This window comes from Niallia oryzisoli (assembly GCF_043641075.1).
Classification (GTDB): domain Bacteria; phylum Bacillota; class Bacilli; order Bacillales; family Cytobacillaceae; genus Bacillus_BD; species Bacillus_BD oryzisoli_A.
Genome location: NZ_JBHZRC010000001.1, coordinates 1,647,601 through 1,667,755 on the forward strand (window position 1 = coordinate 1,647,601; position 20,155 = coordinate 1,667,755).

Consider the following 20,155-nt stretch of genomic DNA (forward strand, 5'->3'; position numbering starts at 1 on the left):
CATCAATTGAATGGGTGTTTTATCTTTAAAAATATGGCTTTGATAAACTATGTTGTTGATTTCCGTTCCAGGCACTTAGGGCGACAGCCGAGCCTCTCCCGCAGGAGTCTTCGTGCCTTCCACTACAATCAACCTGCTAACAAAAATCCCACTTTTTTAAAATAGCCAAGGGTTTTACTTCTTTAATGTTGAAAAAGAGTAATCGATAGCTTGGATGGTTTTTTCAATATCCTCATTACTGTGTGTCTTAGATAAGAATAAACCTTCAAATTGGGATGGCGGTAGGAAAACCCCCTGCTCAGCCATTGCCCGATAGTAAGCAGCAAAAAAGTCTAGGTTAGATTGTTTTGCACGGTCATAATTGATTACTGGTTCATTTGTGAAGAAGAAGCCGATCATTGAACCTGCGCGATTTACTGTTGCAGGAATATCATGCTTTTCAGCGGCTGCCTTGATACCTGCTTCCAATCGATCTCCTTTACGCTCAAACTCTTTATAATCATCCTCTGTCAATTGACGAATCGTTTCATAGCCAGCTGTCATGGCAAGCGGATTACCCGATAATGTGCCGGCTTGATAAATCGTTCCGCTCGGTGCAATATTCTCCATGATTTCTGCTTTACCGCCATACGCACCAACCGGAAGACCTCCGCCGATTACTTTGCCAAGACAGGTAATGTCCGGCGTAATGTTAAAATAGCCTTGCGCACAATTATAGCCAACACGAAAGCCTGTCATAACCTCATCAAAGATTAACAGTGCGCCATATTGTGTTGTAAGCTCACGAAGACCCTCTAAGAAGCCAGGAAGCGGCGGCACAACCCCCATATTTCCTGCGACTGGTTCAACAATGACACCGGCGATATCTTTACCAAATTGCTCAAAAGCATATTTGACACCATCTAAATCATTGTACGCAACCGTAATCGTATTTTTGGCAACACCTTCAGGAACACCCGGACTATCCGGCAGTCCTAATGTTGCAACACCGGAGCCTGCTTTAATTAGCAGTGAATCAGAGCTTCCATGATAACAGCCTTCAAATTTCAAAATAATATTACGTCCGGTATAACCTCTGGCAAGTCTAAGAGCACTCATGGTTGCTTCAGTACCAGAGGAAACCATTCGAATCATTTCCACGGATGGTACACGTTCAATCACAAGATTAGCTAATTTATTTTCTGCTAAAGAGGGAGCACCAAAGCTTGTCCCTAATTCAGTCATTTTCTTTAATGCTTCTACTACCTGATCATTGGAATGTCCTAAAATCAGCGGACCCCATGAGAGAACATAGTCAATATATTCGTTGCCATCAATGTCATATATTTTGGAGCCCTTCCCTCTTTCCATGAAAATTGGATCCATATTGACTGATTTAAAAGCACGAACTGGACTGTTAACACCGCCTGGCATTAATGTTTTAGCTTCCTGGAAAGCTTGTTTCGATTTTTCGTAAGAGCGCATGGTGATCCCTCTTTCTTCATTTTATTCCACATGTAATGTTAATGGACGTTTAGTAAAATTGCTTATATAACACTATGTTAAACATTGTGGTTGATTTCCATTCCAGGCACTTCGCTTTCCGCGGGCGACCGCAGGAGTCTTCGTGCCTTCCACTACAATCAACCTGCTAACTAAAATTAACAATGTTCTATTAACCATTTAATTAATCAATTTTCTGCAAATTACTGCTCTTTTAACCAGCGGGCTGCATCCTTTGCATGATAGGTAATAATTAGATCGCTTCCAGCACGCTTCATACCAGTCAGCATCTCCATAACAACGGCCTTTTCATCAATCCAGCCATTTGCTGCAGCTGCTTTTACCATAGAAAATTCGCCGCTTACATTATAGATCACAATTGGCAGGTTGTATCGATTTTTCATATCGCGAACAATATCAAGATACGGCATACCTGGTTTGACAATTAGAAAATCCGCTCCTTCATTGATATCGGATTCAGCTTCACGGAAGGCTTCGAGTCGGTTACCCGGATCCATTTGATATGATTTTCTGTCCCCAAATTGAGGCGCACCATTTGCTGCCTCGCGGAAAGGACCATAAAATGAGGAAGCATATTTAACTCCGTATGACATAATCGGTATGTTTTCAAAGCCCGCTTCATCCAATCCCTTACGGATAGCGGCAACAAATCCATCCATCATATTGGATGGCGCAATAATATCAGCTCCGGCACGTGCCTGGCTGACTGCTGTTTTTGCCAGTAAATCAAGAGAAGGGTCATTTAAGATCTGTTCATTTTCAATAACACCGCAATGTCCATGGCTTGTATATTCGCAAAGACAAGTATCAGCGATTACAATAATGTCGTTGTAGCGCTCTTTAATGAAGCGGGTCGCTTCCTGTACAATTCCATGGTCATGATAAGCACCGCTTCCGCATTCATCCTTTTCAGAAGGAATCCCAAATAAAAGAACTGATTTAATTCCTAGTGATACAACCTCGTCCATTTCTTCTGACAGTCTGTCAAGTGAATATTGGTAAACTCCTGGCATGGATGAGATCTCATTCTTTATATTTGTACCTTCAATCACAAATATAGGATAGATAAAATCCTCAACTCTTACGAACGTTTCTCTTACTAATGCACGCATATTAGCTGTTTGTCGTAATCTACGATGACGTGTAAATTGTAAATCCATTCGAATTCCTCCTAAAGTGATGATGCTTTTATTAAGTAATCAGCTGCTTCTTTTATCATATTTTCGACTGTGTAAACAGAAGGCACAGCATGGATTGTCAATCCAAAGCTTTCCGCTCTTTGTTGGGCAACCGGTCCGATGCAAACAAAGAGGCAATCATGAATCCGGTCATCTAGTCCGCAGTCCTTAACAACCTCCATAAAATGATCTACGGTCGACGGACTAGTAAACGGAATGATATCAAGCCTTTTTTCTTGAAGCATTTGTGCCAACTTTGATTTACTCTCCTCAGGAAAAAAGGTTTCATAAACAATCATCTCTTCTACCCTGACTCCAATTTTCGTTAGCTCCGTTGCTATAAAGTCCCTCGCAAGATTTCCCTTTGGAAGTAAAACCTTCGTTCCTGCTTTCATCAGGGGAGAGAACTCTATCACAAATTCCTCTGCAACATATTTTGTTGGAATAAAGTCAACCTGTAATCCCTTTTCAGCTAATGCCAGTGCTGTTTTCTCACCAATAGCCGCTACTTTTTGCGGCAGCGGTGAACCTTTTGTCCAATAGGATAAAAAAGAGGCTACTGTTTCACTGCTCGTAAAAATGATCCAATCATATGTATGTAGCTTTTTCATTATGTCTTTCAGCTCTGTCGTTACCATTGTCGGTCTAAAAGCTAATAATGGAATTTCGACAGGGGTTCCGCCATATTTACGTACGACATCTGAAAAAGCTTTCGCCTGACTCTTTCCCCTTGGAACTAATACTGTTTTATTTTTTAGGGGGAGAGAGGTGGTCATCCCCGATCAAGCTCCTCTTTCACACTATCAATTAAATCCTTTGCACCTTTTTCAATTAATTTCTTCGCAAGCAGTTCACCAAGCTTGTCAGGGTTTTGACCGCTTAGCTGTTCTTTGTAAATCGTTTTTCCATCAGGTGATGCCACAAGTCCTGTTAATTCAATTTCATCTTGTTCATTTAGCTTCGCAAAGCCTGCAATCGGAACCTGACAGCCGCCTTCCATTTTATTCAAAAAGGATCTTTCAGCTAGAACCGTCTGTTTGGTTTTCATACATGTAAATTTATTCAAGAGTCCGAGTAATTCTTCATCATTTCCGCGGCACTCAATGGAAAGAGCACCTTGTCCCACTGCAGGCAGACAGATCTCCGGCTCCAAAAATTCAGTTACAACATCCTTTGCCCAGCCCATTCTAGAAAGACCAGCAGCAGCCAAAATAATAGCATCATACTCTTCCGTTTCTAGTTTAGCCAATCTCGTATCAATATTTCCCCGAATCCATTTAATCTCTAAATCAGGTCGTACGGCCAAAAGTTGCGCCCCTCTTCGCAAACTGCTTGTTCCAACAACAGCACCAGGCATTAACTCGTTAAATTTGACATGATTCTTTGATATTAATGCATCTCGATAATCTTCGCGCTCCGGAATACAGCCGATGACCAGGCCTTTTGGAAGAACGGCAGGCATATCCTTCATACTATGGACTGCCATATCGATTTCCTGATCAAGCATAGCCTGTTCGATTTCTTTAACAAACAAGCCTTTTCCACCTACTTTAGAAAGCGTAACATCCAAAATCTTATCGCCCTTTGTCACGATTTCCTTTACTTCAAAATCAAAAGAATCATCTAATTTTTTTAATTGCTCAATAACCCAATTTGTTTGCGTTAATGCAAGCTTGCTACGTCTTGAACCTACAATAATTTTCCTCATAAAGAGCCTCCTAGCTAGTCTACAACCAAATATGAAAGGATGAAATATTACCAATTAAAAAGAAGTTTATTAATAAAATGAGAAATGCAGCGACATTAAAGAGGGCAAGAGACTTTCCTGCTATCCCTCTTCTAATACGTAAATATAAATAGACACAGTATACAGCAAGAACAAACACGGAACCGATTATTTTTGGATCATACCATGATACATTTGGCAGCTTAATATAGGCCCATTGTGAACCAAGAATGACTCCAATCATCAGCATAGGTGCTCCAATTACATTTAATAGATAGGACATTTGTTCAAGCTTTGAGAGGTCTGAAATACGCCACAGTCTTTTTCCCCATTTTTTCCCTTTTAATAAATTATACTGCAATAAATATAAAAGAGAGAAGACAAATGACAAAGAAAAAGCACCATACGATAAAATCGCAGCTGTAATATGGATAAATAACAGTTCAGATACAAGCTGCTGTGCCTTTACCGTAGAATCAATTTGATCAGGTGCAAAAGTATGTATAACCATAAACATGAAACCAATTACATTTGTAAAGAACACAATGAAATCGACCCGAAGAAGACGGTTGATAATCAATGAAAGTGTAATAAGGATCCACACATAAAAATAAAGTCCTTCAAATATAGTCAGGACAGGAAATCGCCCGGTATTTACCATATAAAAGTACAAAAAAACCGATTGTAAAACCCAAACAAATGAAAGTAACCAGAAGGCAGTGCGGTTAGCCCTCCGGTTATGATGTAGAAAATCAATAAAATATAACAGCACACTAACAGCATACAGAATAACAGTCAATTCATGTAGCCTCGTCATATCGATATCAGTCATAGCTGCTATCCTCTTTATGATTGAAAGACAGGCTGGGATGAACGAACATTTACCGGTTTTTGTTCGGCCGCTTTTATTTCTCGCTGTTTTTCAACAAGTTCTTCTATATTAAAAATGGACATAAACAATTCTAATTTTTTATCTGCATCTTTAGAACCCGCTAATTCCTTTGCTTGTAAAATCGGATCCTTTAACATTTGATTGATGATACTCTTCGTATGTTTGTTTAATACTTTCATATCGCGATCACTTAAATGTGAAAGCTTTCTTTCCAGGCTGTTCATCGTTTCTGCCTGTATGGCTAAGGCCTTTTCACGCAGGGCCGATATAACCGGAACTACACCAAGCATATTTAACCATTGTTTAAAATCAACAATTTCCTGCTCAACCATCAAAGAAATAGTCTCAGCCGCTTTTTTACGCTCCTGCAGGTTAGCCTCCACAATTCCTTCTAAATCATCTATATCATAAAGGAAAACACTGTCCAGCTCACTTAGAGCAGGATCCAAGTCACGAGGTACGGCGATATCCACCATAAACAACGGCTTTCCTTTACGCTTTTTCTCGACAGTTTCAATCATTGCTTTTGTAATAACAAAATCCTTTGCACCAGTTGAACTAATTAATATATCTGCATCAATTAAGGCTGATTGCAATTCATTTAATGATCTTGCTTTTCCATTGAAACGAGTAGCTAATGATTCGGCTTTTTCAAAGGTACGGTTAATAACAGTGACCTTCTTTGCTCCATTTCCGTGCAAATTCTGAATCGCTAACTCGCCCATTTTTCCGGCGCCAATTATTAGAACATGTTTATTTTCAAGGGTACCAAAGATTTTCTTCGCAAGCTCAACCGCCGCATAGCTGACAGATACTGCATTCGCACCAATATCCGTTTCAGAATGAGCTCGTTTTGCAAGCGTAACAGCCTGTTTGAACAGCTGATTAAATACAGTACCAGTTGTATGTTCTTCTTGTGCTAATAGAAAGCTTGAACGAACCTGACCTAAAATCTGAGTTTCTCCAAGAACAAGTGAGTTCAAACCACAAGCAACTTTATATAGATGTTCAATTGCACCATCCTGTTCATAAATAAATAGAAATGGTGTAAATTCAGCCTGCTCAATATGAAACCATTCTGCTAAAAATTCTTTAATATAGTACCGTCCAGTGTGCAGTTGATCAACGACTGCATAGATTTCTGTCCGATTACATGTTGATAGAATGACATTTTCAAGAATGCTTTTTTTCGCACTCAATGTTTTCATCGCTTCCCCTAGCTGCGATGGTTCAAATGTCAATCGTTCTCGGATTTCTACTGGAGCCGTTTTGTGATTAATCCCAACGACAATAATATGCATGTTATTTTTATCCCCCTAAAAAAATAAGCATAATTCCCCTTACATCATTATAGCATGTGTAATATTTATATTTTTTACAAATATATGAATATATACTAAATTATCTTAATTATCTCATTTTCCATATGATAAGATATGATGAAAACCAACAAATTTTGCAGTTTATAGTCGGGTATTGTGGTAAGATATTTTATAATATACCTCTAGTATTTATGATATTTGCTAGGTTTCCTATATCAGTACAGTAACAAAAAAACAAATATTATTCAAGAAATCATTATTGGAAGGATTGTCAAATGAAAAACCAACGTATTTTCCCTGGTATCATTTTAATTGGCTTTGGAATTTTCTTTTTCTTGCAGCAAGCGAATCTTCCTCTATTTGCTGAATTTATGACCTGGCCGACTATTCTCATGATTGTTGGAATTGCCTTTTTATGTCAAGGCTATGGCGGCAAAGATTATGAGTCCATTTTACCCGGCGTTATACTAACTGGCTTTGGCTTCCACTTTCATGTTGTGAATCGTCTATCGATTTGGCCAAATGCACTCGGCGTCTTCATCTTAATTATTGCCCTTGGTTTTTTACTACGCTACCAGAAAACCAGAAACGGATTATTTCAGGGTGTATTATTTCTTTCCCTTTCAGGGCTGCTGCTTTTCTATAATCAAGTGATGAGCTGGTTTGGTCTATTAGAGCACAATATTACAGCCTATAGTAAATTTTGGCCGGTTGCCCTAATTCTTGTCGGTATCTACTTATTATTCCTCAAAAGTAAAAAATAAAAGCGGAACTTTATTGGTTCCGCTTTTTATATTACTCTTCTTCTTCTACTTGTTCTTCTAGTTCTTCTAGTTCTTCTCGCATATAGCTTTGCATAACTGACCAGGCTTGATCTTTTCCATAGCCTGTTTCCGCTGAAAAAAGGACAATTGTATCATTGGGGTCAAGTTCCAGCGTTTCTCTAGTTATTTTCATATGCTTCTGCCATTTTGCTTTTGGAATCTTATCTGCCTTTGTGTTAATGATAATGCAGGGGATATCATAATGCTTTAAAAATTGGTACATCATGACGTCATCTGCGGTTGGCGGATGTCGCAAATCTATAATTAACACGACTGCTTTTAATTGCTCTCTAGATGTCAAATACGTCTCAATCATTCGGCCCCATGCAGCACGCTCCGTTTTTGAAACACGAGCATAGCCATATCCTGGTACATCCACAAAATAAAAATTTTCATTAATTAAATAGAAATTTAATGTTTGTGTTTTTCCTGGTTTAGAGGAGGTCCGCGCAAGATTCTTACGATTCAATAATTTATTAATAAATGACGATTTTCCAACGTTTGAGCGGCCGGCTAATGCAAATTCCGGTAAAAACTCACTAGGATATTGATCAGGCTTAACAGCACTTATGACAATATCAGCACTTTTTATTTTCATTCCTGTTCCTCGCTTTTTAGTGCATGCTTCAGCACTTCATCAACGTGGGAAACTAGTACAAACTCTAATTCTTCCCTAACGCTTTCCGGTATATCATCTAAATCCTTTTCATTTTCCCTTGGACAAATGATTTTAGTTAATCCAGCTCTGTGTGCACTTAATGTTTTTTCTTTGAGCCCGCCAATTGGCAACACTCGTCCGCGAAGTGTAATTTCGCCTGTCATTCCTACTTCTTTGCGGATTGGTTTGCCCGTTAAAGCAGAAGCTAGCGCGGTTGCCATCGTAATTCCCGCAGACGGACCATCCTTCGGTACTGCTCCTTCTGGTACATGAATATGAATATCGTTTTTCTCATGGAAGTCAGGATCAATTCCAAGCTCTGTTGCCTTTGAACGGATATAACTAAAAGCAGCCTGTGCTGATTCCTTCATCACATCGCCCAATTTCCCTGTTAGAACCAGCTTTCCTTTACCAGGTGACAGAGATACTTCAATCTGTAATGTATCACCGCCAACTGTTGTATAAGCAAGACCTGTAGCAACACCTACTTGATCTTCAAGCTCTGCCTGGCCGTAATGGAACATTTTCTTGCCGAGAAATTCTTCTACATTATGTTCCGTAATAACCACTTTCTTCTTCTCTTCAGAAACAATAATTTTAGCTGTTTTCCGGCAAATACCCGCTAGCTTTCGCTCGAGTCCCCTTACACCCGCTTCTCGTGTATAATAACGGACGATGTTTAGAATTCCCTCATCACGAATTTGCAGCTGTGCTTTTGTTAAGCCATGCTCTTTTATTTGCTTTGGCAGCAGATGGTCTTTGGCAATATGAAGCTTTTCCAGCTCCGTATAGCCAGCAATTGAAATGATCTCCATACGGTCACGAAGCGGACCCGGTATTGTACCTAAATCATTCGCTGTGGCGATAAACATAACCTTTGAAAGGTCATAGGTTTCCTCTATATAATGATCACTGAAATTATGATTCTGCTCTGGATCGAGAACCTCAAGCATAGCAGAGGATGGATCCCCGCGAAAATCACCAGACATTTTATCAATTTCATCTAATAAAAAGACGGGGTTAATCGTACCTGCCTTTTTCATACCTTGAATAATCCGGCCCGGCATCGCACCAACATAGGTTCTCCTATGGCCGCGGATTTCTGACTCATCCCTGACCCCACCAAGAGAAACACGGACAAAGTTACGATTTAAAGAGGTAGCAATCGAACGAGCAAGACTGGTCTTACCAACCCCTGGAGGACCAGCCAGGCACAGAATCGGTCCCTTTAAGGAGTTTGTCAGCTTTTGTACTGCCAAATATTCAAGCACACGCTCTTTGACCTTTTCTAACCCAAAATGATCCCGATTCAAAATTCGCTCCGCTTTTTCAATATCGATATCATCTTCTGTGGCATTTGACCATGGTAGTGAGATTAGCCAATCAATATAATTTCGGATGACTGCACTTTCAGCAGAGCTTGATGGAACCTTTTCGTAACGATCCAATTCCTTTAATGCCGCTTGTTTAACGTGCTCAGGCATGCCAATGCTTTCAATTTTCTCTGTCAGCTCGGCTATTTCGCCTGACTTTCCATCCTTATCACCAAGCTCTTTTTGAATTGCCTTCATCTGCTCACGCAAATAATATTCCTTTTGCGTGCGTTCCATTGACTTTTTAACTCTCTGCCCAATTTTCTTTTCGAGATTCAATACTTCTTTTTCATTATGAATGATTTCAATAACCCGATTCATCCGATCCTTTACATCGGTAAGCTCTAATATATCTTGTTTTTCTTTAAGCTTTAATGGTAGATGGGACGCTATGATATCAGCCATACGGCCAGGTTCTTCTATATCACTGACAGATGAATACGTCTCGGCAGAGATTTTTTTTGATACTTTTATGTATTGCTCAAAATACTCAAGCATGGTTCTCATTAATGCTTGATCTTCGGAATCAATCGTCTCTTGGTCTTCATATGTTCTCAAACGAACTAGGAAATAGTTCGGTTCATCAATATACTCAACAATTTCAGCCCGCTTTAAGCCTTCAATTAATACACGAATGGTACCGTTTGGAAGCTTTAGCATTTGTTTTACCTTCGTTAACGTTCCAACCTGATAAAGGTCATCTTCCTCAGGTATGTCAATTGACAAATCCTTTTGCGTCGTTAAAAAAATAAGATGATTGTCAACCATTGCTTTTTCTAACGCTTGCACTGACTTATCACGGCCAACATCTAAATGGAGTACCATTGTCGGATAAACAAGCAATCCACGAAGCGGCAGCAACGGGACAATTACTTCTTCACTATTTGCCATTCCTTACACCCCCATATGGTTAGTTTTCCATATATCACTAACATTTTCCTTTTAAACAATTTTATCTTATTTAGGTCCACGTGTCTAATAAGGTGGATGCTTGTCAAAAGATAGTATGAGTCCTACCCCATTCTCCTTTACAGGAGGTACATAATAAAGCTTCGCCTTGTCCACAAAGGAACAAACCGAAGCTTCCATTTATTATTCTGCCATAAGGAATTAATCCATTGTCATTTGTCTTTCGTTCTTTATTCTGGTTAGGAATTACTTTTCAAGAACAAGCTCATTAAATGCTTTCCTTTTTTGTCATCTCAATAGCAGATGCAGAAATAGATTGTTCAGAGCTGAACTCTTTTCTTAAAGCAATGTCAAACACTTCATTGATATGGGTAACAGGAATAATCTCAATATCCTTTATCTCCTGTAAAATCGTTTGCATGTTGTCCTTCGGAATAATCACTTTATTTACACCGGCTTTTTTCGCCGCCTTCACCTTCGGATAGACTCCACCGATTGGCTTCACATTTCCATGAATGCTGATTTCGCCGGTCATGGCTACTTTGCTGTCAATTGGAAGCTTGTAAATGGCTGAGTAAATTCCAGTAGCCATTGCGATTCCAGCAGACGGACCGTCGATCGGTACTCCGCCGGGAAAATTCACATGGATATCAAATTCATCTGCAGGTACTCCCATTGACCGCAGTACGGTAATAACGTTTTCAATAGAGCCCTTGGCCATACTTTTACGTCGGATTGATTTCCCACTATTTCCAATGCTTTCTTCTTCCACAATTCCAGTGATATTAATACTGCCATTCTTTTTCGCCGGGATGACTGTCACTTCAATCTCAAGCAGCATACCTGTATTAGGTCCATGAACGGCAAGCCCATTCACAAGTCCGACAGCAGACTCATCGTTAACCTTTCGCTCCATTCTTGGACTAAGCTGGCTAGAGTGGACAACCCACTCAATATCCTCTTCTTTTATGTATTGACGATCCTCTGTAATAGCAAGTCCGGCAGAAAGCTGAATCATATTGACAGCTTCGCGGCCATTCCGGGCATAGGAGGACAAAATGCCAATCCCTTTCTCGCTAATTTGCATACTGACTTTATCAGCTGCTTTTTTTCCAACCGTTGCAATTTCCTCTTCGGTTAATTCACGGAAAAAAACCTCCATACACCGTGAGCGAATAGCTGGTGGAATTTCACTTGGCGTTCTCGTTGTTGCACCAATTAAACGGAAGTCTGCCGGAAGTCCATTCTTAAATATGTCATGAATATGATTTGGAATTTGTACATTTTCCTCATTATAGTAGGCACTCTCTAAAAATACTTTACGGTCCTCAAGTACCTTTAATAGCTTATTCATTTGAATGGGGTGAAGCTCCCCAATTTCATCAATAAACAAAACCCCGCCGTGCGCATTTGTTACGGCACCCTGCTTTGGCTGAGGAATGCCGGCTTGTCCCATCGCCCCTGCACCTTGGTAGATAGGATCATGTACGGAACCAATTAATGGGTCTGCAATCCCTCTTTCATCAAACCTCGCAGTAGTCGCATCAAGTTCAACAAAAACTGAGGACTGTTGAAAAGGGGATTTGGAATTCTTTTTTGCTTCCTCTAATACAAGTCTAGCTGCAGCAGTTTTCCCTACACCGGGAGGACCATAAACGATCACATGCTGTGGATTGGGACCGCATAACGCAGCCTTCAGTGACTTTATTCCATCCTCTTGTCCGACAATATCATGAAAGCTCGCTGGGCGTACTCTTTCAGATAATGGTTCACTTAGCTTAATCTCTCTCAACTTTCTTAACTGGTCCATTTCCTTTTTCGATTCTCGGTCAATCGATACCTTCTGGGTACGCTGATTTTTTAATAAGTTCCAAAAATATACCCCTATCACAACACCGAAAAATAATTGTATAAACAAGACAATACCCGTCCAACTCATCGTATTCCCTCCTGCAAATTAATACTGGGTGATATTTGCTAGTATCTCCTTCACTTAGCAGGAATAAACAAATTTTCTTAGACGTAGGAAAAGTTGCAATAAAAAAACCAAACCGAAATTAAAATGTACCCTATAGAGTAGACACATAAAAAAAGTCTACCCATAGGGTACTTTTTTGTATAATTAAGAAATACAACTAGAGAATTAACACGGAGACGGGGAAATTATGAGTAAAAAGATTTTCACAGACAAAGAGATCAAGCAGCTATCAATTAGTCCTTACGTTAAATCTGTAAGTTCAAAGGGAATTACTTACACCGATGAATTTAAGCATATTTTTATAGCTGAAAAAGAGAAAGGTAAATTTGCGATAGATATATTTGAAGATTGTGGGTTTGATGTAGATGTTTTAGGAAAAGACAGAGTTAGATCTGCCGGTAAGAGATGGATAAAAGCATACAATAACAACGGGATTCATGGTCTTCGTGATACTAGATCAGAGAATTCAGGAAGGCCTAGGGAAAAGGAGCTTACACTGGAGGAGCAAAATGCAAGAATTTTTTAATAATTCATTTTCTGCCTTTAATAAGTTAATTTGTGCTTCCAAATCAAAAATATATTCTTATTCGTTCAGTAATTGAAAAATATCAATTAAAACATATGGTGAGCTATCTATGTAAAGTTGCCGGTGTTTCAAGAAGTGGTTATTATAATTATTTCTCAATAAAGTCACAACAACAGAGAACGCAAAAAGATAAAAAGGATGAGGAAGTAAAGGAGAAAATCTTAAAAGCATACCGATTTAAAAATCGTAAGAAAGGGGCACGCCAAATTAAAATGACCTTGGCGGGTCAGTTTAATATTGTCTACAATTTGAAACGCATACGGAGAATTATGAAGAAGTACGGAATTATATGCCCGATTAGAAAGGCAAATCCATACAAACGAATAATGAAAGCTACACAGGAACATCGAGTTGTACCAAATCTTCTTAAAAGGGAATTTAAGCAAGGAGTTCCGTGGAAGGTCCTCCTCACAGATATCACATATCTTCACTTTGACAAAGGCCAGAGAGCTTACTTATCCACAATAAAGGACAGTTCAACTGGTGAAATCTTAGCCTATCATGTTTCAGATCGAATGACCATTGACTTAGCGACAGATACCCTCTTAAAACTAAAGAAAAACAGGCATTTTAAGAAAGTAAAGAATGCTTTCATTCATTCAGACCAAGGTGTTCATTACACACATCCTGACTTTCAAAAAATGGTGAAAAAGTTAGGATTACTTCAGTCTATGTCCCGAAGAGGAAACTGTTGGGATAACGCCCCTCAAGAATCATTCTTTGGCCATCTAAAAGATGAAGCCTCTATTAAAACATGTACAACGTTAGATGAATTAAAGAAGGAAATAAAGCAATATATGATTTATTACAATCATTATAGGTATCAATGGAATTTAAAAAAGATGACCCCTGTTCAATACAGAGATCATCTTCTTAAAGCAGCATAGGCTTTTTTAAAATGTCCTTTACAAAGGGTACACTTTAAATCGGTTTGGTTTTTTAAAAATTATGCAGATGTCTTTCTTTTTTCTTCTACGATTGTTCCATCAGTAAGGATTAACTTAGGATCCATTTTATCTGTAACAGTTTCCTTTGTAATGATACATTTTGAAATATCATCACGTGATGGAAGCTCATACATGACATCAAGCATGATGCCTTCAATAATGGAACGTAATCCACGAGCTCCAGTTTTTCTTTCAATAGCCTGTTTAGCTATTTCAAGCAGGGCTCCTTCTTCAAACTCAAGCTCAACATCATCAAGCTCAAGCATTTTTTGATATTGCTTCACTAAAGCATTTTTTGGTTTTGTTAAGATTTCAATTAACGCTGCTTCATCAAGTTGTGACAAGCTTGCAATAATTGGTAAACGTCCGATGAACTCCGGAATTAAACCAAATCGTAAAAGGTCTTCTGGTAAAACTTTTGAAAGCAGATCCTTTTGCTCAATTTCCTGTTCTTTTAAGTCAGAACCAAAACCAATTACCTTTTGGCCAAGACGGCGCTTAATGATCGTCTCGATTCCGTCAAAGGCACCACCGCAAATAAATAAAATATTGGTTGTGTCGATTTGGATAAATTCTTGATGTGGGTGCTTTCTGCCGCCTTGCGGTGGAACACTCGCAACTGTTCCTTCCAAAATTTTCAACAAGGCCTGCTGTACACCCTCACCTGATACATCTCTTGTGATGGATGGATTTTCAGACTTACGAGCAATTTTGTCAATCTCATCAATATAGATAATTCCCTTTTCCGCTTTTTCAACATCATAATCCGCTGATTGAATAAGCTTTAGAAGAATGTTTTCAACATCTTCTCCAACATATCCAGCCTCAGTTAATGAAGTTGCATCAGCGATTGCAAATGGAACATTAAGGATACGCGCTAATGTTTGCGCTAACAAAGTTTTACCGCTACCTGTCGGACCAATCATTGCAATATTACTTTTTGCTAGTTCAACTTCGTCGATTTTACTATTTGAGTTAATACGCTTGTAATGGTTATAAACCGCTACTGATAAAGACTTTTTCGCTTGATCTTGTCCAATTACATACTCATCTAGTATTTCACGAATCTCTGCTGGCTTTGGTACATCTTTAAATTCGATTTCTTCTTCTGTACCTAATTCTTCTTCAACAATTTCAGTACACAGTTCAATACATTCGTCACAAATATAAACGCCTGGTCCTGCAACTAATTTGCGCACTTGTTCCTGTGTTTTGCCACAGAATGAGCACTTCAATTGTCCCTTTTCGTCATTAAACTTGAACAATATTTTCACCCCTTGAATAACTTTTATGTAATCTATAACTAACGTGGTTCACTCGCAATATATTGAGTATGTTACTATTTATTGAATTGTAACACATTTTATGAAAATACAGGAAATAATAACTCTTCAAGGTATGCAAATTAGCGGAAGGTTTAGATTGCGAATGATCCGTTACCCATAATATGTAATATAATCAGCTTCAATCTTATATGTATTATATATATTCCTGTATGTTCAATTTAAAACCTTCGCAAAGAGTTACTTTTATTTATTATATGTATTTTACCATAATATAAAACAAGGTACGATAAAATCGCACCTTGTTTTTCATAATCGTTGAAATTAAGCTTTTGCTTCAACAGTTTTACTGTTGTCAACTAAGAACTTAACTGTATTTCTTGCTTGAAGATCGCTCTTAAGTCCGTCTAGGCTTCCAAGCGCTTTTTTGATATTATCAACAGTCATGTTATACATTCCTGCCATTTTTTCTAGCTCTTCATTGATTTCTTCTTCTGATACTTCGATATTTTCAGCTTTTGCAACTGCTTCAAGAGTAAGGCTTCCACGAACGCGTTGTACAGCTTCATCATTCATTTGTTCACGAAGTGCTTCCTCGTTTTGACCTGAGAATTGGAAGTATAGTTCAAGATTCATACCTTGCATTTGTAAACGTTGTTCAAATTCTTGAAGCATACGATCTACTTCATTATTAATCATCACTTCAGGAACATCAATTTCAGCATTTGCAGTTGCTTTTTCAACTACAGCATCTTGAATATGGTGTTCTGCTTGATGCTTTTTGTCATGCTCTAAACGAGATTTAATTTTTTCTTTTAACGCATCTAGTGTTTCAACTTCATCATCTACATCTTTAGCAAATTCATCATCAAGCTCTGGAAGTTCTTTTCCTTTAATTTCGTGAACTGTTACTTTGAATACAGCTGGTTTTCCAGCTAATTCAGCAGCATGGTATTCCTCAGGGAATGATACTTCAACGTCTTTAGATTCACCAGCAGCTAGTCCAACTAATTGCTCTTCGAAGCCTGGAATGAATTGACCTGAACCAAGTTCTAATGAATAGTTTTCAGCTTTTCCGCCTTCGAACGCTTCACCGTCTACAAAGCCTTCAAAATCCATAACAACTGTATCGCCGTTTGCAGCTTTTCCTTCTTCTTTCACAACAAGCTCAGCTTGCTTTTCTTGTAACGCTTTGATTTCGCTGTCAACATCTTCGTCTGTTACAGTTGTATCAAATGCTTCTACTTCAAGTCCTTTATATTCGCCTAACTTTACTTCTGGTTTAACAGTAACCTTTGCAGTAAAGATGAATGTTTTTCCTTTTTCAATTTGCTCTACATCGATTTCAGGGCGGTCAACTGGCTCAATTCCAGTCTCATCAATAGCCGCTGAATATGCTTCTGGAAGCATTAAATCGATAGCATCTTGGTAAAGTGATTCAACACCGAAACGCTTTTCAAATAACGGACGAGGCATTTTACCTTTACGGAAGCCTGGTACATTTACTTGCTTAACTACTTTTTGGAATGCAGAATCTAAGCTCTTGCTTACTGTTTCTGCATCTACTTCAACTGTCAGAACCCCTTGGTTCCCTTCTAGCTTTTCAAATTTTGCAGACATACTTTATTTTCCCTCCAACAATCTATTTCATTTACATTTACTAGCGAAATGATGAAAATGAATATATTTAATATTTCAATCATATTCTAATAGTAATATGATTTTTTTCACAAAAGCACCACTACATTATAACACAGGTTGTCTCTGTTTCAACAGGCAGACTTAAAGATTAGGATAAGAAATTTCTTCAATCATGCGTATAAATGAGTCTGCTTTGCTCAAATCAGCTTGTAAAACCTCGTATTCTTCCCTTAATTCCCACTCTGTATCATGATTTCCAAAATACTCATTTCCTAATACATGGTAGGCTGCCGCCCAGGCTTCGATCGTAATTGACTCCAGGTCAAACGGGTAAAGCATAAAAAATTGTCGTTCTACTAATGCTTTAATATGGCCATATAGAACCGGATCCTCGTGTTGCAGTCTTTGTCCAATCATGGAAATAATTTCCTCAAACTGCTCGTTCTCTGTAATATTGGGTAACTGCTCCGGAATAACACTTATCCTTTGATTGAATTTCTGAATTTCCACCGGTTTATCATATTCCTGCTCTTTTAACACATTTAGCAGCAGTGTTTTAAAGAAAGCACTCCCATCTTTTGACTGGAGATAGCTAGTAATTTCATTCACAAAGGGGCGGATGTTTTTGTTGTTCAGTTCACCAGCAAGCATCATCTGCTCCTCCGGATTAGTATAATGAAACAAATCGATGGTCTTGTTTAGCCATCTATCCTCAGCCGGTTCTGTATGACTTAAATCAACCGGATTTTCTAGCATCCTTTGACTAAAATCAAGCAAACGATAAAAATGTTCTAGTTTGTCAGCAGGAATTTTATCTTCTACTATTAATCCCTCAATAGCAGCAACAACTTCTTCGTATTTATGCAGCTGAACTAAATACATAATATAGATATTCATAATTTCTATATCATTACCAATTCCCTCTTGCAGCATTTGATCGACTAAAGCCACCGCTTTTTCTATCAATCCTGCATCAAAATAAGCTAATAAGAGCCCAATATGACTATCACTGTTTGTTGAATCTAACCTGGTCGCATGTTCGAGCAGTTCAATTGCTTCATAATAATTTTCCTGTCGGAGATTTTCTAACCCTTTTTCCACCAGTCTTTGCTCTAAACCAGGAAAAGAAACAATTTTACCCTTTTTACGTTTTTCATTATCCATACTTATCAGCCTCACCGATTTAACTTAGGCTAGTGTAGCATAAGAAAAAAATGAAAGTAAACTTTTATTCTAATGAAACTAAAAATTCCAAAGAAAAATCCACAGATAAAACTGTGGATTTTTTTAAAATTGTATAAGAATGTGATTACTTAACAGGTGTATGTTCTTGTTCATATTTTGAAATGGCATCATCTAGCTGAAGAGTAATTTCAATTTCATCCCAGCCATTAATAAGCATATTCTTCCAATATGGTGAAACTGAGAATGAAGCGTTAAAGCCCTGATTATCAGAAAGCTTTTCATCCTCAAGATTAATTGTTAATTCATAAGGCTGATTTTTTGCAGCATTTAATAAATATTCCACTTTTTCTTTTTCAAGTTTAATTGGCAGCATGCCATTTTTTAAACAGTTTTGAAAAAAGATATCTGCAAATGATGGAGCAATCACAGCTTTGAATCCAAAATCCTGTAATGCCCATGGTGCATGCTCACGAGAAGACCCGCAGCCGAAATTCTCATTTGCAACTAGAATGGATGCTCCTTGATTCTCAGGCTGATTTAATTCAAAATCAGGATTTAACGTTCCATCCTCTAGAAAGCGCCATCCGTAAAAAACAAATTGTCCAAATCCCGTTTTTTCAATACGTTTTAAAAATTGTTTTGGGATGATTTGGTCTGTATCGACATTTACCCGATCAAGGGCAACTGCTTTTCCTGTAAGTGTTTTAAAACCGCTCATAGTGTTCCCCCCTTAGTTCAATATCTCTGATTTACGAACATCAACAAATTTTCCATGAAGTGCAGCGTTTGCCGCCATTGTAGGACTTACTAAATGCGTTCTAGCACCTGCACCTTGTCTTCCTTCAAAGTTGCGGTTTGATGTAGAAGCACAGTGTTCACCAGCAGGTACAACATCATTATTCATACTTAAACACATGCTGCAGCCAGATTCGCGCCATTCAAAGCCTGCATCAATGAAGATTTTATCTAATCCTTCTTGTTCCGCCTGTAATTTGACCTGCTGTGATCCAGGTACGACTAATGCGCGAACAGATGGGTGTACTTTATTTCCTTTTGCTATTTCTGCAGCAGCACGAAGATCTTCAATACGGGAGTTTGTACAGGATCCGATGAATACATGCTGAATTTCAATGTCTGAAATCTTTTGTCCTTCTTTTAATCCCATATACTGCAATGCATTTGCTAATGCTTTTTTATCAGTTTCCGTAGCGCAATCAGCAAGAGTTGGAATACTTTCACTGATTTTCGCTGTCATCGAAGGATTCGTTCCCCAGCTGACCATTGGCTCGATATCAGAAGCATCAATTTCAATCACTGTGTCATATACAGCATCCTCATCAGAAGCAAGCTCTTTCCAAGCTTCTACTGCTTGATCAAAGTTTTCTGGTGCATATTTTCTTCCTTTTATATACGCAAAGGTTGTTGCGTCTGGTGAAACAAGACCTGCTCTTGCTCCGCCTTCAATAGACATATTACAGATTGTCATTCGTTCGTCCATTGACATATTGCGAATTGCCTCACCGCAATATTCAATAATATGACCAGTTCCAAAGTCAATGCCATGCTTGGCAATAACATAAAGAATGACGTCTTTTGCCGATACTCCCTCAGAAAGCTTCCCTTTAAAATCAAGCTTCATTGTTTTTGGCTTTGTTTGCCAAAGCGTTTGAGTCGCTAAACAATGCTCTACTTCACTTGTACCGATACCAAAAGCAATTGCACCAAATGCACCATGTGTAGATGTATGGCTATCACCGCAGACAATTGTTTTTCCAGGCTGTGTTAAACCAAGCTCAGGTCCGATTACATGGACGATACCTTGATCAGGACTATCAATTCCGGCTAACGGTACACCGAATTCCTTACAGTTTTTCTCTAATGTTGTCATTTGGTTCTTTGCCACTTCATCATCAATAACCGTACGATTTACAGTAGGGATATTATGGTCCATTGTTGCGAATGTTTTATCAGGCCGTCTTACTTTCCTATTTTTCATACGTAATCCGGAAAATGCCTGAGGTGATGTTACTTCATGAACTAAATGTAAATCAATGTATAGTAGATCCGGCTTTCCCTCTTCTTGATGGACAATATGCTTGTCCCAAACTTTATCAATAATTGACTTTCCCATTCGATTTCCCCCCTCAAGT

Annotated in this window: 15 protein-coding genes and 1 pseudogene; 2 read left to right on the forward strand and 14 right to left on the reverse strand. The window is 38.5% G+C overall.

All coding sequences use genetic code 11. From position 1 onward, the window contains the following. Window positions 1–174 precede the first annotated feature (174 nt). The 6 genes from hemL to hemA form a co-directional block, all read right to left on the reverse strand. Window positions 175–1,464, reverse strand: a complete 1,290-nt coding sequence (hemL, locus tag ACHUFV_RS08425) for a glutamate-1-semialdehyde 2,1-aminomutase (protein ID WP_394233128.1) — start codon at window positions 1,462–1,464, stop codon at window positions 175–177. Window positions 1,465–1,685: 221 nt separating this feature from the next. Further along, complete coding sequence (gene hemB / locus ACHUFV_RS08430; protein ID WP_394233129.1) at window positions 1,686–2,663, reverse strand: porphobilinogen synthase; 978 nt, start codon at window positions 2,661–2,663, stop codon at window positions 1,686–1,688. Between the two features lie 11 nt (window positions 2,664–2,674). Continuing rightward, window positions 2,675–3,457 carry a uroporphyrinogen-III synthase gene (locus ACHUFV_RS08435; protein ID WP_394233130.1) on the reverse strand — a complete coding sequence of 261 codons (783 nt, stop codon included), beginning with the start codon at window positions 3,455–3,457 and terminating at the stop codon, window positions 2,675–2,677. After that, window positions 3,454–4,389, reverse strand: a complete 936-nt coding sequence (hemC, locus tag ACHUFV_RS08440; protein ID WP_394233131.1) for a hydroxymethylbilane synthase — start codon at window positions 4,387–4,389, stop codon at window positions 3,454–3,456. The genes ACHUFV_RS08435 and hemC overlap by 4 nt, the downstream gene beginning before the upstream one ends. Before the next feature lie 19 nt (window positions 4,390–4,408). Continuing rightward, on the reverse strand, window positions 4,409–5,239 hold the full coding sequence (locus ACHUFV_RS08445) for a cytochrome c biogenesis protein (RefSeq protein ID WP_394233132.1): 831 nt from the start codon (window positions 5,237–5,239) through the stop codon (window positions 4,409–4,411). A gap of 14 nt (window positions 5,240–5,253) precedes the next feature. Further along, window positions 5,254–6,600, reverse strand: coding sequence for a glutamyl-tRNA reductase (hemA, locus tag ACHUFV_RS08450; protein ID WP_394233133.1), 1,347 nt, complete (start codon window positions 6,598–6,600; stop codon window positions 5,254–5,256). 296 nt (window positions 6,601–6,896) lie between these two features. Here hemA and ACHUFV_RS08455 point away from each other — a divergent pair, with 296 nt between their 5' ends. Next, window positions 6,897–7,385 carry a LiaI-LiaF-like domain-containing protein gene (locus tag ACHUFV_RS08455; RefSeq protein ID WP_394233134.1) on the forward strand — a complete coding sequence of 163 codons (489 nt, stop codon included), beginning with the start codon at window positions 6,897–6,899 and terminating at the stop codon, window positions 7,383–7,385. Window positions 7,386–7,416: 31 nt separating this feature from the next. Here the strand turns inward: ACHUFV_RS08455 and yihA are convergent, their stop codons facing one another. The 3 genes from yihA to lonB all read right to left on the reverse strand — a co-directional run bounded on the left by yihA (window position 7,417) and on the right by lonB (window position 12,324). Continuing rightward, window positions 7,417–8,043, reverse strand: coding sequence for a ribosome biogenesis GTP-binding protein YihA/YsxC (gene yihA, locus ACHUFV_RS08460; RefSeq protein WP_394233135.1), 627 nt, complete (start codon window positions 8,041–8,043; stop codon window positions 7,417–7,419). Then, window positions 8,040–10,367 (reverse strand): endopeptidase La, encoded by a 2,328-nt coding sequence (lon, locus tag ACHUFV_RS08465; RefSeq protein WP_394233136.1) that lies wholly within the window; start codon window positions 10,365–10,367, stop codon window positions 8,040–8,042. The genes yihA and lon overlap by 4 nt, the downstream gene beginning before the upstream one ends. A 286-nt stretch (window positions 10,368–10,653) precedes the next feature. Next, window positions 10,654–12,324 (reverse strand): ATP-dependent protease LonB, encoded by a 1,671-nt coding sequence (gene lonB / locus ACHUFV_RS08470; protein WP_394233137.1) that lies wholly within the window; start codon window positions 12,322–12,324, stop codon window positions 10,654–10,656. A gap of 226 nt (window positions 12,325–12,550) precedes the next feature. Between lonB and ACHUFV_RS08475 the strand changes: the two are divergent. After that, window positions 12,551–13,836: pseudogene (locus ACHUFV_RS08475) on the forward strand (IS3 family transposase). Window positions 13,837–13,895: 59 nt separating this feature from the next. Here ACHUFV_RS08475 and clpX read toward each other — a convergent pair. From clpX to leuC, 5 genes are all read right to left on the reverse strand, one after another. Then, entirely contained in the window at window positions 13,896–15,161 is a 1,266-nt protein-coding gene (gene clpX / locus ACHUFV_RS08480; RefSeq protein ID WP_394233138.1) for an ATP-dependent protease ATP-binding subunit ClpX, read from the reverse strand. A 342-nt stretch (window positions 15,162–15,503) separates the two neighbouring features. Continuing rightward, a complete protein-coding gene (gene tig, locus ACHUFV_RS08485; RefSeq protein WP_394233139.1) occupies window positions 15,504–16,799 on the reverse strand; it encodes a trigger factor in 1,296 nt (431 codons plus the stop codon). A gap of 162 nt (window positions 16,800–16,961) precedes the next feature. Then, window positions 16,962–17,984 carry a tetratricopeptide repeat protein gene (locus ACHUFV_RS08490; RefSeq protein WP_394233140.1) on the reverse strand — a complete coding sequence of 341 codons (1,023 nt, stop codon included), beginning with the start codon at window positions 17,982–17,984 and terminating at the stop codon, window positions 16,962–16,964. Window positions 17,985–18,129: 145 nt separating this feature from the next. Next, window positions 18,130–18,723, reverse strand: a complete 594-nt coding sequence (gene leuD / locus ACHUFV_RS08495) for a 3-isopropylmalate dehydratase small subunit (protein WP_394233141.1) — start codon at window positions 18,721–18,723, stop codon at window positions 18,130–18,132. Window positions 18,724–18,735: 12 nt separating this feature from the next. Continuing rightward, a complete protein-coding gene (gene leuC, locus ACHUFV_RS08500; RefSeq protein ID WP_394233142.1) occupies window positions 18,736–20,136 on the reverse strand; it encodes a 3-isopropylmalate dehydratase large subunit in 1,401 nt (466 codons plus the stop codon). Window positions 20,137–20,155 lie beyond the last annotated feature (19 nt).

Coding starts and splice junctions, on each gene's coding strand:
- hemL (WP_394233128.1), bottom strand. CDS start 1,464: ATGCGCTCTTACGAAAAATCGAAACAAGCTTTCCAGGAAGCTAAAACA.
- hemB (WP_394233129.1), bottom strand. CDS start 2,663: ATGGATTTACAATTTACACGTCATCGTAGATTACGACAAACAGCTAAT.
- ACHUFV_RS08435 (WP_394233130.1), bottom strand. CDS start 3,457: ATGACCACCTCTCTCCCCCTAAAAAATAAAACAGTATTAGTTCCAAGG.
- hemC (WP_394233131.1), bottom strand. CDS start 4,389: ATGAGGAAAATTATTGTAGGTTCAAGACGTAGCAAGCTTGCATTAACG.
- ACHUFV_RS08445 (WP_394233132.1), bottom strand. CDS start 5,239: ATGACTGATATCGATATGACGAGGCTACATGAATTGACTGTTATTCTG.
- hemA (WP_394233133.1), bottom strand. CDS start 6,600: ATGCATATTATTGTCGTTGGGATTAATCACAAAACGGCTCCAGTAGAA.
- ACHUFV_RS08455 (WP_394233134.1), top strand. CDS start 6,897: ATGAAAAACCAACGTATTTTCCCTGGTATCATTTTAATTGGCTTTGGA.
- yihA (WP_394233135.1), bottom strand. CDS start 8,043: ATGAAAATAAAAAGTGCTGATATTGTCATAAGTGCTGTTAAGCCTGAT.
- lon (WP_394233136.1), bottom strand. CDS start 10,367: ATGGCAAATAGTGAAGAAGTAATTGTCCCGTTGCTGCCGCTTCGTGGA.
- lonB (WP_394233137.1), bottom strand. CDS start 12,324: ATGAGTTGGACGGGTATTGTCTTGTTTATACAATTATTTTTCGGTGTT.
- tig (WP_394233139.1), bottom strand. CDS start 16,799: ATGTCTGCAAAATTTGAAAAGCTAGAAGGGAACCAAGGGGTTCTGACA.
- ACHUFV_RS08490 (WP_394233140.1), bottom strand. CDS start 17,984: ATGGATAATGAAAAACGTAAAAAGGGTAAAATTGTTTCTTTTCCTGGT.
- leuD (WP_394233141.1), bottom strand. CDS start 18,723: ATGAGCGGTTTTAAAACACTTACAGGAAAAGCAGTTGCCCTTGATCGG.
- leuC (WP_394233142.1), bottom strand. CDS start 20,136: ATGGGAAAGTCAATTATTGATAAAGTTTGGGACAAGCATATTGTCCAT.